The 13,244-nt window shown below is 39.9% G+C and carries 14 protein-coding genes; all 14 read right to left on the reverse strand.

Features of this window, described 5'->3' with window-relative positions; translation table 11 throughout:
* Window positions 1-31: 31 nt before the first annotated feature.
* The 14 genes from ACTWJ7_RS35920 to ACTWJ7_RS35985 all read right to left on the reverse strand — a co-directional run bounded on the left by ACTWJ7_RS35920 (window position 32) and on the right by ACTWJ7_RS35985 (window position 12,497).
* Window positions 32-436 carry a phospholipase D-like domain-containing protein gene (locus ACTWJ7_RS35920; protein ID WP_443146656.1) on the reverse strand — a complete coding sequence of 135 codons (405 nt, stop codon included), beginning with the start codon at window positions 434-436 and terminating at the stop codon, window positions 32-34.
* Between the two features lie 217 nt (window positions 437-653).
* Window positions 654-998 carry a hypothetical protein gene (locus ACTWJ7_RS35925; protein WP_443146657.1) on the reverse strand — a complete coding sequence of 115 codons (345 nt, stop codon included), beginning with the start codon at window positions 996-998 and terminating at the stop codon, window positions 654-656.
* 171 nt (window positions 999-1,169) lie between these two features.
* A complete protein-coding gene (locus ACTWJ7_RS35930) occupies window positions 1,170-1,796 on the reverse strand; it encodes a YecA family protein (RefSeq protein ID WP_443146658.1) in 627 nt (208 codons plus the stop codon).
* Window positions 1,797-1,955: 159 nt separating this feature from the next.
* On the reverse strand, window positions 1,956-2,294 hold the full coding sequence (locus ACTWJ7_RS35935; protein ID WP_443146659.1) for a hypothetical protein: 339 nt from the start codon (window positions 2,292-2,294) through the stop codon (window positions 1,956-1,958).
* Window positions 2,291-4,747: a helicase-related protein gene (locus ACTWJ7_RS35940; protein WP_443146660.1), complete on the reverse strand. Its 2,457-nt coding sequence runs from the start codon at window positions 4,745-4,747 to the stop codon at window positions 2,291-2,293. The genes ACTWJ7_RS35935 and ACTWJ7_RS35940 overlap by 4 nt, the downstream gene beginning before the upstream one ends.
* Window positions 4,747-5,391: a hypothetical protein gene (locus ACTWJ7_RS35945; RefSeq protein WP_443146661.1), complete on the reverse strand. Its 645-nt coding sequence runs from the start codon at window positions 5,389-5,391 to the stop codon at window positions 4,747-4,749. The genes ACTWJ7_RS35940 and ACTWJ7_RS35945 overlap by 1 nt, the downstream gene beginning before the upstream one ends.
* Window positions 5,392-5,408: 17 nt before the next feature.
* Window positions 5,409-6,140: a DUF6094 domain-containing protein gene (locus ACTWJ7_RS35950; protein WP_443146768.1), complete on the reverse strand. Its 732-nt coding sequence runs from the start codon at window positions 6,138-6,140 to the stop codon at window positions 5,409-5,411.
* Window positions 6,140-6,454 carry a DUF6094 domain-containing protein gene (locus ACTWJ7_RS35955; RefSeq protein WP_443146662.1) on the reverse strand — a complete coding sequence of 105 codons (315 nt, stop codon included), beginning with the start codon at window positions 6,452-6,454 and terminating at the stop codon, window positions 6,140-6,142. The genes ACTWJ7_RS35950 and ACTWJ7_RS35955 overlap by 1 nt, the downstream gene beginning before the upstream one ends.
* 67 nt (window positions 6,455-6,521) lie before the next feature.
* Window positions 6,522-7,694 carry a DNA polymerase III subunit beta gene (gene dnaN, locus ACTWJ7_RS35960; protein ID WP_443146663.1) on the reverse strand — a complete coding sequence of 391 codons (1,173 nt, stop codon included), beginning with the start codon at window positions 7,692-7,694 and terminating at the stop codon, window positions 6,522-6,524.
* Window positions 7,695-7,976: 282 nt separating this feature from the next.
* Window positions 7,977-9,299, reverse strand: a complete 1,323-nt coding sequence (locus tag ACTWJ7_RS35965; RefSeq protein WP_443146664.1) for a PIN-like domain-containing protein — start codon at window positions 9,297-9,299, stop codon at window positions 7,977-7,979.
* A 158-nt stretch (window positions 9,300-9,457) separates the two neighbouring features.
* Window positions 9,458-9,673 (reverse strand): hypothetical protein, encoded by a 216-nt coding sequence (locus ACTWJ7_RS35970; RefSeq protein ID WP_443146665.1) that lies wholly within the window; start codon window positions 9,671-9,673, stop codon window positions 9,458-9,460.
* 509 nt (window positions 9,674-10,182) lie between these two features.
* Entirely contained in the window at window positions 10,183-10,593 is a 411-nt protein-coding gene (locus tag ACTWJ7_RS35975) for a hypothetical protein (RefSeq protein WP_443146666.1), read from the reverse strand.
* A 141-nt stretch (window positions 10,594-10,734) separates the two neighbouring features.
* Window positions 10,735-11,211: a single-stranded DNA-binding protein gene (ssb, locus tag ACTWJ7_RS35980; RefSeq protein WP_443146667.1), complete on the reverse strand. Its 477-nt coding sequence runs from the start codon at window positions 11,209-11,211 to the stop codon at window positions 10,735-10,737.
* A gap of 29 nt (window positions 11,212-11,240) precedes the next feature.
* Window positions 11,241-12,497 (reverse strand): toprim domain-containing protein, encoded by a 1,257-nt coding sequence (locus ACTWJ7_RS35985; protein ID WP_443146668.1) that lies wholly within the window; start codon window positions 12,495-12,497, stop codon window positions 11,241-11,243.
* Window positions 12,498-13,244: the final 747 nt, after the last annotated feature.

Genomic DNA, 13,244 nt, shown 5'->3' on the forward strand with positions numbered 1-13,244 from the left:
TCTCCTTCATGAATTAATTTTGTAGCTATAGCTACAAAGATATTGCAGCATACCTTTCTTGATCCAACCACATCTCTTGAAAAACGTCTGACCAATATTCAGCAATAGCTTTATCATGAATCACAACCAGGACCTCATCATTATATTTTGTGGCAGCTGCTGAATAGTTAAACGAACCCGTAGTAGCAACCGAACGATCCGCGATCGTTGTTTTATGATGCATCAAACCACTATGTGTATTTTCCTTTACCTCTATACCTTCATCTAAGAGCTGATGTATTCTTTTAGCTTGTGATTCGCCTTCTGATTGAGAGCGATCTGTAATAACTCGAACTTTTACCCCACGCTGATGAGCATTAATTATTGAATTCGTAATATTTCTTTCAGTCAAACTATAGATTGAGATATCTAAAGTATCTTGTGCATCATCAATCACCTGGATAAGAAGTTTTTCCGGATGCTGATCTTTCTGAGTGAAAGCATATTCAATGTTAGAAGACTGAATACTGACAGATTGCTCTGGATCTGAAAAAGAAGATGTAAAAAGCGTACTTACTCGATCAAATGAATCAGTTGAGGAGCAACCTGCACTTAGAAAAAAAATAATCCCAAAGCAAGAACACCTTTTGAACGGATAAACATATTCGACATCCCTAATCTCTTTTTCTCTCTGAAAATGCTTGTTCTGCCCATTCTTGAAGAGTAAGTCCGTGCTTCAACTTAAAACCATCAAGTTCTTTGCCGGCATCATAGACCAACAACTCCTCATCAGCAGCTTCATCTATAGTCTTACCATCAGATGTAAAGCCATAATTAAAATCATTAGGTACAGCATGCAATAAACGCACATAATCACCAGATTTAGTACAAGCAGCTCCGATGGCTGTGTTGTTTGTTTCTGCTAATGATACCGGTCCATATATTGCACAGTGGGTCATATCTGCTTTTAATTTGTCGCATAGATTGCAAGTTGGATAAATTTTCAGTTTTGTACTCATAATTCTCGTTCCCCCTAATTCAAGTTATATTTTTATCATATAACGGTTTTTCATTTTCTCCAAACAATTAATTAATTAACTAATTAATATGTGATAAAAATCCAATTGCATTGTACATCGATAAAGTAGAAGACGAACAACCACAAGGATTGTTCGTCTTCTACTTTAAATCTATACCTCTATCAATTTACGTCCAGTGTGTTTATATTTTTCTCTTAAAACATTACGACTAATATCAATTCCCAATTTCGATGCAATTCTTTCAATTGTTTCCCATCCCCGCTGATCCGGTGCATCATCGAGATAGTTTGTTAATGGTGTTCTATAGATTTCCCCAGCAACTCTATTATCTAAATCATCTTTACTAAATCGATAATTAACCATAGATGGATCAATTGAACAATCATTTAAATCATGCCCAGCGTACACTCGTGAATGTCGCTTCTCATCCAACGTCAATTGAATAGCAATATCAAAAGGGGCCCCATCTATCTCAATCCAAGAATGATCAAAATATCCTAAGCCAGGCACCTCCACTTCTCCAATACATGCTTCACATTCAACGTTTTGCTCTTGCAGTAGTACATACATCACGCTCGATGTGATATGACAAGATCCAGGATTAGGGTTACGTCTAAAATCCTCATTTATTGCTACATATGTATCACAAATTACTTTTTTCTGAGGATGTTCAAATGGAATATTCAAAATTTCTTTGTTATATACCTCATCATTGCCGTGGCATTTCTTATACTTCTTTCCACTTGAACATAAACAAATATCATTTCTCCCTAGCATTTAGAATCTCTCCTTCAGAATAAAATACGAACAAATATAGTATACTTTCTACAAACAATACTTCATATAACAATATGTGAACTGCTATATATAATGTATTGAAATAAAAGATCCCCACCCTATTAGAAAATGGGAGGGGATCTGAGCAAGAACTAATGCTTACAAAATAAAAGCGATTTGCCCTTCAGATACGTTATAGATTTTCTTTCTTTTCGTCTTAACTTTCTTTCCTTCAATAACAACTGACGGAGTCCATTCATCTATACCGGCTCTCACCTGTACAGGCATATTCGTCAAATTAAACGCCCATCTACGGAATGCTGTTTCATCCCCGCTTATGGCAGATGGATCCCACACAAGTTCCATATCACCAACGAGTGACGCTCTTGAGTACGACAGACCCTCTACTCCACGTAAAACATGCTGTGAAACAAATTCAATATGTTTCGTAAAACGAGGAACAAGATCACTTGGAATATGGTGATTAGCCCAGCTCAAGATAGCATCCTCAAGCGTTTTCCGTGATAGCGATTGCTGACAGGAAGCAATTCGCTGTTAAAGTTTTCTTCCACTACTACTTCAACTGCACCGACAGTGGCCGACTCTATTTGAGTCGCAAATTGAGTAGCATCTATGGTCATCTTACCCCAGATCGATTCTGCACTCTCTACACCATCTATTTTATTTCCAATGAAACGTTTAGCCAACTCATTAGCCAAACTACCACCACCAGAACTATCCGTCAATGCGGATAAACCATCCTCACTAAACTGTCCTTCAAGGGCTAAGGCTGCGTTCATTTTAGTTGCCATTAGATTAATGGCAAGTTCCTGCATAGACCCTTTGTACCCACTGTAGACAGTCTCACAAGCGTTTTTCTGACCAATGCGCCAATGTCTTCCACTTGCTTGACGAACAATCGTCAAACGATGACCAGTCTGATAGAAAAACAGTGAAGGGAAGCCAAGTAGATCCAGCCCCGTACTCACAAGTATCGGGTTCGTCAACAAGACTTGTATCCCTTCCCTTTCCTTTTGTGCAATCCATTCTTCTCGCTCCGGACCCTCAACATTAGACTCAAGAACTGCTGTCTTAATGTTTTGCTCCTCCAGCAGCAACTGTAATCGCTGTAGAGTACCCAATTTTCCGGTATACGTTGCATAGATACCTACCTTACGGCCCGCTCTAATCCGTGACTTTACAAATTTAAGCAATTGCTGCTCTTTTGGATAGATTACCCGGTCACTTAAACGATACATTGGTGAAACGATCTCTTCACCTGTGTCCGGATGATAAACACCTTTGAAGTTAAAAGGAACATCGGGATAAGACAGTAATGTATTCACCAAACTCCCTAACAAAACTGATTGTCCCACCGCCAGTTCCTTCTCAACCGCGCTTCTCAGTTTGTTCGAGATTATATCTAGGTTATTCTGAAGATACCAGGACGGAGCCACTAGCCGCATCCCTTTTTTTAGACGTCGTCTGCTACCTGGTCTTTTATGAATCTTAGTGACGTTATTTACAAAACGTCTTTCACCTTCCATGTCCACAAACATAGGCCCCTGATCAAGTGTAGGCAGAACCTCAAACATATCAGACATCTGAATAAAGCATGATACATCACTTAAGATATCTGTATAGAGCTGAGGAGCTGCTGCAGGCAGTTCTTTCGTGCTCACCTTCACCGATGAGCCATTACTTGAACTATTCAACTCTACATTTTTCTTGATCTTCGTCGTTTTTTCCCTAACACCATAAAGATCAATCCACTTACCGACGTCACCCCACATAAAGCCCATATGCTTCATCCGATTAGGATACATTCGGAAGATCAGTTCGAACAAGTTACTCGCGTAACCATTCATCAGAGTACCGGTCATAGCGACTGTATTTTTGGCACAACCCATAAGCACATGAAATGCATGGGCTTGAGCACTCCCACCAGTGAGTTCGTGGCACTCATCTCCGATTGTTAAATCAAATTTACGTTTGAAATAGCGCTTGAACAGATCTGCAGGCGAAACCTTTCGGGGTGCTGCCCCAGACACTTTAACGCGTTCTCCAGCAATGTTCATTTTGTTTTTATTCTTTGCCGACCACAGACGTGCACCACACTCGCGGTACTCATCTTTATCTGGATCTGCATTCTTGTATAATCTAAGCTGATTTGAACATGAGAGATTATACTTCCGACGTGCAGGTTTACCATGTTTATTATAAAAATCATCGTACTCCAGAGGGACGGCATCCCCCTCTTCCTTTTTCATCAATTGCCCGCCACAATCAGGACAAACCCATCCTTTGAAACTGGTCTTCATGAAAGATTCCTTTTGCTCTCCATGACCAACATGTTTCTCATATGTACGGTCAACCCACTTCGCTACAGGTTCATACATGTAACCGAGTTTGCACGTATCTCTGGCAATGATATAAACTTCCATTTTGGTTGGGGGCGAATTCATGATCCCGCTGTCCCGCAGTTGAATCACATCCTGATAACTCTTTAGATAACGAGCTTCATACAAGTCCTTATCCAATAAAATAGAGATTTCTCGCTTCGTTTTCTTTAGCAGATGATTTGGAACCATGTAAATGACTCTACCTGTCCCCTTCAACATCTCGCGTATAAGTGAAAAAAAAGTAGAAATGGATATAGCAGTTTTGCCGGTACCCATGCCTCCTATTAAAAAGAGCCTTTTGTGCTTCTGGAACCCTTTAATTAAAGCTGTGACCACATGGGCTTGAGCATTAAATAAAGGCCGTTTAATCTCTTCGAGGACCTCTAAGGGACTATCTGTACCAGGATGATGAACAGGGATATACTCACTATTTAGGCGCTTGATCAAATCAGGACCAAACATGTGCAAATAGTCACTTATACTCTGAATGTCACCTAAGGTCTCAAGTGGACGATCTTCTAGGACTGCAATCTGATTTTCTGTTTGCATTATATGGCCTCCTGTTCAATCTCCGTCAATGTGATCTTTCCGTTCTGTAATCCGCGGGTAACATATTCATCTAATACATCCTCGTTAGCGATTAGATCGTACACTACCAATTCGGAATAATTCCCATCAAAATCATACACCGTGAGTGGAACAAAACGTTTGTCCTCGATCAACATGTCCATGAGATACGCTGTCCATTCTCTCAGCAGTGGAGTCTCATAGTAGCTATCCATCGCCCAAAACAATTTCTCTTCTATATTCCCGTCCCATGCAAAGATGATATATCCATCTTGTTGTCGCTGTAGGGCGTTTTCACTAACAACAACCCCGGATACTAAGGTCTCATCTTCACGCTGTGACTGATGTTTATACTTTCCTGCAGGGCGGACAGAAAACGATGATTTATCATAATTCTTTTCTCCGATTCCTGGTGCATGCATCAACATAAAGTACACGTCACTTGCTTTTCTTGCGGAATGAAACTGGGCAAATACAGCCTGTACCCTGGAATCAATATCAATGACATTGGCATACACTAGTTCATCCCGAAGTTTCTTCTCTTTTTCAAAGACTTCACGAGTTACAATGAGTGATGTGTGTACTTTTACATAGATATCCTTATGTCGAAACTCCATAAATTTCATTTATATGACCTCCTGAATTAACCTTCGATTGTACGAATGGTGCCGTAGCGATCTACCGTTTTAAACGTAATTTTATATACCTCTTTGTCCGTAATGATTTGCTCAGTGGCAGTTTCTTCAACGGATTGGATTATAGCCTTCTTCACAATCCCCTTTAGTACATGCAGGAGCTCACCTGAACCGACTTTCCCGTTCAGTTTACCTGAAGCCATCCTCATGACCCGATGCATCTCTTTATCTGGTAAGAGTGGCTGCAGCTTCTCTGATGGTTTCTTGGGAGTCGTCCAGTCCATTGTTTTCTTCGTTAATGACGATGCCAAAGAAACCTTCACGATCTGCTCCACATCCATGTGACTCGAGCGAAATAGCTTTAAAGTAAAATTACCTGCTTTCACTTTGTAAAGCGGTTGCTCTAAAAAAGGAATTCGTTCCAGTTCATTGTCCTCATGTAGAAGATCCAAGATACATTGGACTTCATTACGATTTATCATCTTCTCCGCACGTTTTCGACCAATCGTATATACCTGGTGATATGTATCATCATGTGACTGATAAATTCGAATATCATCCAGATTGGCCACAAGCATCGTGACCACATCTTTCGTCATACGGCCGCGGGGAATGTTATAAATCAAAATCCCGTCTGCCGAAACATACTGAAGGAGCTGCCGGAGAAATCGTTTCTCTTTCCTCTCCAATTTCGAACTTGCAGTCTCACTATCAGAATCGTAAGGTGGATTAAGATACATCAACCTAAAGGTATCCCTACTGATACGGCACTCCTCATATCCCCAAATAAAGCGAAATTCGCTCTCTGACGTAACTCCATATATTTGTTCTCGTTGGGTTCAATCCCAAAGGTAACAGCCTGAGAATCGTCGCTGAGAGTCTCTAGAGCTTTCCCGCTGCCTGCACAAAAATCGGCTACTGAAAAAGCTTCATTGGGATACTGAAGCAGACTGCGTAGACAATGCATGTCCTTTTCGGTTGTTTCGTAATTCCCCATCCGGACCTTATTTCTCTGGATTCGATCGAACATACCCTTTAGATTGTGATTGCTCATATTATCCTCCTCAAAAATAAAGAAGCCGGCACAAGCTCAGCCAGCTCCTCATTGTTTTAATTCACTCTTATCTAACCGGATTGATGACGACCATGATAGAAGGATCTCCTTCAAAGGAAACAAATCCAGGTAGACTACTCCCACTCACCCGAAGATGAATATTTTGAATGCCCTTGTCACAAATCGTGATTGCATCTTTCAGGTATCTTCCGTTGAATTTCATTACAGGAAAATCTTCTCCTACAGCGACGTCTTCAAAGGGATCACAGACCTCACTGTTTTCAGATTCCGTATGAACCACAAATACACCATACTCATCGACTTCTAACGTCACCCGGTTGTTCGTTGCATCCAAAGACAGTGCTCGATTCAGAGTATCATTTAATTCACTCTGATTAATGGATAGCTGCATGCCTTTATTCTCACCCCTGAAGATCACGTTTAGTGAATCTAGTGGGAAGGTGAGATCGAGTTGTCTCCCAAAATATATCGAATTCTTTTCTCTCAGGATCAAATAATGCTTAGTGATACTGAGATCGACCTGTTCACCATGAAAGGAATCTACAATTTGCTTAAAAGCAATTGCTGGTATAAGGGCTGATACGAATTGATCTGGGTCTAAAATGTCTACATCGGTGACATATCGAAAGACCCGATGCCGATCAGTGGCCACGAAACCTAGCTTCCCCTCATGATTATATAAATGAACTCCTGTTAATGCCGGTGTCTTATCATCACCTAAAGCAAACCTTGCAGCGTTAGCTGCCTTTCTAAGAACTTGAGACGGGATTTGTAGAAATTCATCTGTGACAGGCTGAGGTAAATTCGGATACTCCTCGGAAGATAAGATCTTCAGATTCGCTTTTCCCCTCTTCCCATACGATATATGAATGGTCCATCCTTCTTTCACAAAGGTTAAATTCCCATGTGGCAATCGTTTCAGCAAATCAATACCTTCTCTAGCCGGAAACAGAAAACTACCGGTAGAACCACCTGTGTTGGTAATGGGTATCATCTGAAGTAAAGATTGCTCCGTGTCCATCGCCGTAATAAATAACGTCTCGCCTTTAATGTCAAATTTCAGATTTTGCAAAATAGGAATTGACCCTGACTTAGGGACGATTTTTGCACATACAGTAAGTACGTCAAGAATCTGTTCATGCTCAATTTCAAATTGCAGATCATTGACAACTACGTTCTCCGAAATCTCTTGTTCTTGCAGGTCTAATAGCTTAACCATTGAAATTCCTCCTGATGTGGGCACGCAAAAAAGCCATGGAAATAAAAAAGACATACCTGTGGTATGTTCCTTTAATTCTCCATGGCTAAACGATGCCAATTTTTATGTGTTCTCTTTGAACGGCTCCCTCACTAGCTGTATTGAACAGCAGTGAAAATAAATAATTCAATCGTAATAAGCTGATAATACAGCATTGTTGTGTAACTTTCAACCAAAAGGTATAAGCGGATCGATATACAAAGATCTGTTATACCTTTTGGTATGAAAACTTACCACTTAACTTTATTGATGATCAAGCTCATCCAGGATTTCAATGAATTCAGTAATTTCGAAACCTCCAAAAGCAAAGGTAACCGAATTCTTGACATAAGTTGTATCAAGAAGATCTGTACCTTCTAAATCAAATTCGAGTGAAAAAGTCCCAGTAATGTCACACTCTCCAATTATAGTTTTGTCTAGTTCAGACTCTATCACTAAAAGAGATACCGAGACTGTTGTTGAAAATGTACCGTATATATAAAATTTCTCTCGTTCTCCTACTCCTTCAACTGCAAATTCAGGGATTTCTGAGAGGACTTCAATTACATCCCCGAAAGCTAAATATCCTGTTTTTAAATATGATTGTAATTCACTATTAAAATGAAAGTAGCCTTGAAATCCTTCACTTTTAATCAGCGCATGCTGCCAATTTTCTTTGGTGAAAATTTCATGGCACAGATCTATAGAAGCCAAATCTAATAATGCCAACCTTGTCTTAATATGATTTAGGTCTGAAACATAACTGATAAAGTTAACTCCTCTTACCATAATTAAACTCTTACCGACTATCTCTTTAAATTCCTTAGAAAGTTCATATCTTGCTTGAATGGGCTTGTTTTTTTCATCGATTTCCCACCAGTCTTCTTTAGTATCGTTTGTTACAAATATCAAATCCTTACCCTCTTTTGATGCCTGATCAAGAGTCTGTTTCCATAAGATCAAATCTCCAAATTTTCTTTGTTTGGTTCCATCTTCCTCGTCTTTCTTTATATCTTTATATCCAGGAGGAATTAGATGCTTATATCTGACCTCTCCTTCCTGAAATAGAGAAATCATTTCTGAGAGAGTGTAAGAATCACCGGTTGCTCCATCCTTCATAATTCCAGTAACAAAATTCTTTACATCGTCTACATGGAGCATCTGTTTATTCGCTTCTATGTCATACTCTATGGAATTCTCGTAATTCTTTAGAGATGCATGTATGTCAGACATACTCTGATTAATCTGCCCTCTCAGTTCTTCAAGTAAGGGATACTTGTACTCCTGATGTTTAAGGAACTCTCCTTCTAATGAATTTTTATTCTTACTAATAGATTGTCTGATTGAGTTTATGAACGTCGTATATTTATTAAAATTTTTCTTATGTTCCTTTTGATGATTCTCATGATACTCTCTTACTACTTGATGTGGTAACCAAATTCGCTTCCTCATTGATCTTAAAATTTCAAGGGACTCTTTTGTTGCCTCTGGATTAAGATGATATAATCGTAGCAATACATTGGTATCCAGTACCACCATAGCTTCATTGTCCCATGTAGTCTTAAAGTTCTCAAAATTATCTATCAAGTGAATTCCCCCAGCATCATCAGTATGTATACAATCCCCATGATTGTAACAAGAAATAGAATCACTTCCAATATCAAACTTTCCACAATGACCACCTGATAGGCATACAAAAAAACAGTACCCTTCAAAAAAAGGGGTACTGTTTTTCAGTTAATTTGCTATGCTTTATTCAATCCATATTTCTTAACGATAGGAAGTGCGATTTCTTCAGCTGCAACCTGCGGGTAACGAAGGACAATCGTATTTTCGGTACGTGTTGTAACGTTACCACCCAGTGTTTTTAATAACTCACGAAATGCAGCATCCAATACATCCTCATCTTCATGGGTATAAGCCCCTTGTGCAAAAAACTTAAAGTTTTTATCTATTAACATAATGAAACACTCTCCTTAGATAATTTCTAAAGAAGGCATGCCGGTATGCTCGGCTGCCTCACTCTCATGGAATTACGGTGCAGATCTAATTCATTTCGTGTGATGAAACTTGGAATGAGACGTAAAATTGCTGTGTTAAACAAGTTCTTTGCAATGTCTGGCAACCATATGCAATCCAAAAACCAGCAATCCAGCAGCTCTTCCTTGTCCATAGCAGGAAAAGAAATACTTAGTCCCAAATGATATGATCGAATGGTTAACTGCAGCTTTCCTTCTACCTCATGTACACATAAATTAGTGTACGGATCTCCAATTGGGTAAAAAGAGCATACCGTGATTTTACCTTGCTGATATGAGATGCCATTGCAACAGTCACACTCAAGTGTACTCACTGCCCCAAGTTAATAGTTCTTTTCAATTAAACCTAATTTTTGCATCAAATTCCCTGTTTTATCTGTCATATCAGTTCTCAGAATCACTGTCATTAGATTGAGGAGAGAACATTCCTCTCAACATATCGACAATGATATCCCCATCAGTGGTACACTTCTACCTAGAGATACATTGATAAGCGTACGCATCTTTTCTTCCGTAAGGATTGTTGGATTAGCTGCTTCGACCGGATATTTGACCTGTTTCAATGACTCATCTAACCTTTCGGTACCGTCAAAATGATAGGTCCAAATTTTTTCTTCATCATTGGAAGGATACATATTAATGCGAATAATTTCGGCATATCCGTCGTCCAATGATAAAACTGTGTCGCTTGCAGTGAAGCCATTATCCATTAGGAAATTAAAGCACTCTTGTTCAACTAAAGGTAGTAACTCAGAGAGTTCATATCTAGCACATGTTCTTCTTACAATTCCCCCGTCTACAAGATGCAAGATATAAATAGTAACTCCCACTGTCAGTTCCATATATATTCCTCCATGTGAACCCCTTTCGCCGCGGGATTCAGAAACTTCCCCGCGGCAGGGGCTTAAAAGGATTGATGATTTAGAAATCAAACCATGAGATCCCACATGAAATTGGCAACAACATTTTTATGTGCTCCTACCTCAGAAAGGCAAGTCATCATCTGAGATGTCAATCGGCTTTCCATCTTCAGAGAATGGATCCTGATTACTGGAACGAGAATTATAGTTAGACTGGCTTCTCCCTCCACCGGACGGTTCTTCAGGTCTGTTTTGACTATTACCACCTCGGTTATCCCGGTTGGCCGATTCTAAAAAACGAACATTGTCAGCAATAACTTCTGTGACATAGACGCGTTTTCCCTCGTTATTCTCATAATTACGAACCTGAATTCGACCTTCAACTGCTGCTAAGCGGCCTTTACGCAAATAATTGGCACACGTTTCTGCTAATTGACGCCAAGTGACGATCGGGATAAAATCTGCTTCCTTTTCGCCCAGTTGACTTGTAAAAGGTCTATCCACTGCCAAAGTAAACTGAGTTACGGCAGTTCCGCTCGGAGTATAGCGTAAATCAGGGTCACGAGTTAACCGACCAATCAATACCACTCTGTTCAACATATGTAACACTCTCCCTAAATTTTTTTTATTTACTCTACCATGAGTGAAACCTGGGGGGTGAAGCCTAGGTCCAATAAATCGTCGATTCCTTTACCTTGTGACATATCCCACAGAGCCAAGCTAAGCTTCATATCTGTATTTTCTGCGAAGAAAGCAGCGCATAATTCCAAGGCCTGTTGCACCTCTGGAGTGGACACCGCATCTGCATCGAAAGCAAGTACAACATGCTTACAGCCTAATTGTTTAAGCGGCTCTAAAATAAGGGGATATGATCCAACACCAGGCAGACCGAAAAATGGCTTTAATAAACCATCTGCGGCTTTATCTGCCTTTAAGGCACCCTCGGTAACCCATACCTCGGAACAATCGATTAATTCTTCCGGACTCTCGCCAAGCTGCCAATAGGGCATGCAGGGTGCCGGTAAAGCGAAGTGATAAGGGATGGGCCCACCGATTGAAGAACCGTTTGTTTTGGATCCACTGCTCCACCACCAGTATCTTTGGGTTTGTTTAAGTTCAATACTGAAAACGAACTGACCGCTTTTAGAAGTACACACTTTCTTCTCTTTCTCTGTCAGTTGAACAATCATTGTTTTCCCTTGAACTTCTATTTCGCATTGTGCACGACGTTTACCCAGCTCATTTTTTTCTATCTCCTTCTTAATGACTCCTTTGATTGCTCCCTTCATGTCTATTTCCAGTGGAGGATTGTCTACACGGATCTGCCAACCAGTGATTTCATTGTAGATGGAGCGGAATGGCACCATCAGGCCAGAATATCCGGCCATCGTCCAGTACGGACCATATTGTCCCTCATTTACAAAGAAACCTGGTACGCCCAACAAATCAGATTCATCACTTAACCGATGAATGATTTTTTTGGCAACCTTATATCGATCACCAACAGGCATTGTCCGGTATTCCCTGGTTCTAATAACCGGTTCCTCCATTTTTCGAACATCACGTAAATGATTTTCGTGGAAAACGGATAACGGAAGTTCTTGGGTCATTACTCGATAGACACGATTCAGGTGACGATTAGATTTTTTGTCAACAGAGTCTACCTGCATGATTTCCACTTTAGTCGTAGGCCTCTTATCCGGATCAAGATAATGTTTATACTGCCTGCCCATGGTGGAATCGAAGTAATCGTCTGATGCAATTCTCATGCAATTGACAACGGACTGATCACTATCAATTGCACACCATCCTTTGTGACCACAAATCGGACAACGGGACATGATCTCATACCATCCTGGCTGATTTCTTAATCTACGTAGCTTCATGAGCATATTTCCTCCCTTATTGTTGACGTTTAATTGAACTACTGGATATTCAGTACAGACTTAGTGTTGTGAATTCGATTTTCCCGCCAAGAAAAGTCATCTGTACACCAGCAGTCAATCTTCTTCCAGATCTGCAGCTGCAAACGTCTTATGCAAAAAAAGGCACATTCATTAAGTGAATGTGCCTTCCTGGCGTAAACAGATAGCAAAAAAGGACGCACGTATAGTGGGCGTCCTTTATAGCAACTGTTACTTTATCTTAAATCGATGCTTAATAGCATATCTCACTCTTCACCATCTTTAGATGCGAAGAAAATCAATTCGTTTTCGTATTAAAGTGATTATACCATTTGTCATTTGGTGGGTAAAGTTAAGAAATGAAAGGGGCAATGATAAACAGCTTATATGCCGTATCATTGCCCCTTTGCGTGCGTTATTAAGTTGATTTAAGTTTATCACACGTCATAAATTATGACAACGACATAGTTTGATAGAAACTGCCAAAATTATCTTTACCCTAATATATTAATATGCTATAGTCGAAGTGCGTGCAAAGCAATGGGTGAAGTCTCTTCGTATCGAAGAAACGGACCTCTGTTTAGTCGCACACAAATTCAAAATTGTGTGTTTTTTTTATCTCTCATTACTAATTAATTACTATATTAAATAACTACCGTAAAAGAAAAAAGCCCCTATCGCGAGAGCAAATCGTGTCTTCGGCCGCCAAGCGTACGACATGAATTGCTA

The organism is Paenibacillus sp. 1A_MP2 (genome assembly GCF_052244825.1).
GTDB lineage: Bacteria > Bacillota > Bacilli > Paenibacillales > Paenibacillaceae > Paenibacillus > Paenibacillus vandeheii.

Coding starts and splice junctions, on each gene's coding strand:
- ssb (WP_443146667.1), bottom strand. CDS start 11,211: ATGTTGAACAGAGTGGTATTGATTGGTCGGTTAACTCGTGACCCTGAT.
- ACTWJ7_RS35945 (WP_443146661.1), bottom strand. CDS start 5,391: ATGAAATTTATGGAGTTTCGACATAAGGATATCTATGTAAAAGTACAC.
- ACTWJ7_RS35970 (WP_443146665.1), bottom strand. CDS start 9,673: ATGTTAATAGATAAAAACTTTAAGTTTTTTGCACAAGGGGCTTATACC.
- ACTWJ7_RS35985 (WP_443146668.1), bottom strand. CDS start 12,497: ATGAAGCTACGTAGATTAAGAAATCAGCCAGGATGGTATGAGATCATG.
- ACTWJ7_RS35975 (WP_443146666.1), bottom strand. CDS start 10,593: ATGGAACTGACAGTGGGAGTTACTATTTATATCTTGCATCTTGTAGAC.
- ACTWJ7_RS35940 (WP_443146660.1), bottom strand. CDS start 4,747: ATGCAAACAGAAAATCAGATTGCAGTCCTAGAAGATCGTCCACTTGAG.
- ACTWJ7_RS35930 (WP_443146658.1), bottom strand. CDS start 1,796: ATGCTAGGGAGAAATGATATTTGTTTATGTTCAAGTGGAAAGAAGTAT.
- ACTWJ7_RS35950 (WP_443146768.1), bottom strand. CDS start 6,140: ATGTATCTTAATCCACCTTACGATTCTGATAGTGAGACTGCAAGTTCG.
- dnaN (WP_443146663.1), bottom strand. CDS start 7,694: ATGGTTAAGCTATTAGACCTGCAAGAACAAGAGATTTCGGAGAACGTA.
- ACTWJ7_RS35925 (WP_443146657.1), bottom strand. CDS start 998: ATGAGTACAAAACTGAAAATTTATCCAACTTGCAATCTATGCGACAAA.
- ACTWJ7_RS35955 (WP_443146662.1), bottom strand. CDS start 6,454: ATGAGCAATCACAATCTAAAGGGTATGTTCGATCGAATCCAGAGAAAT.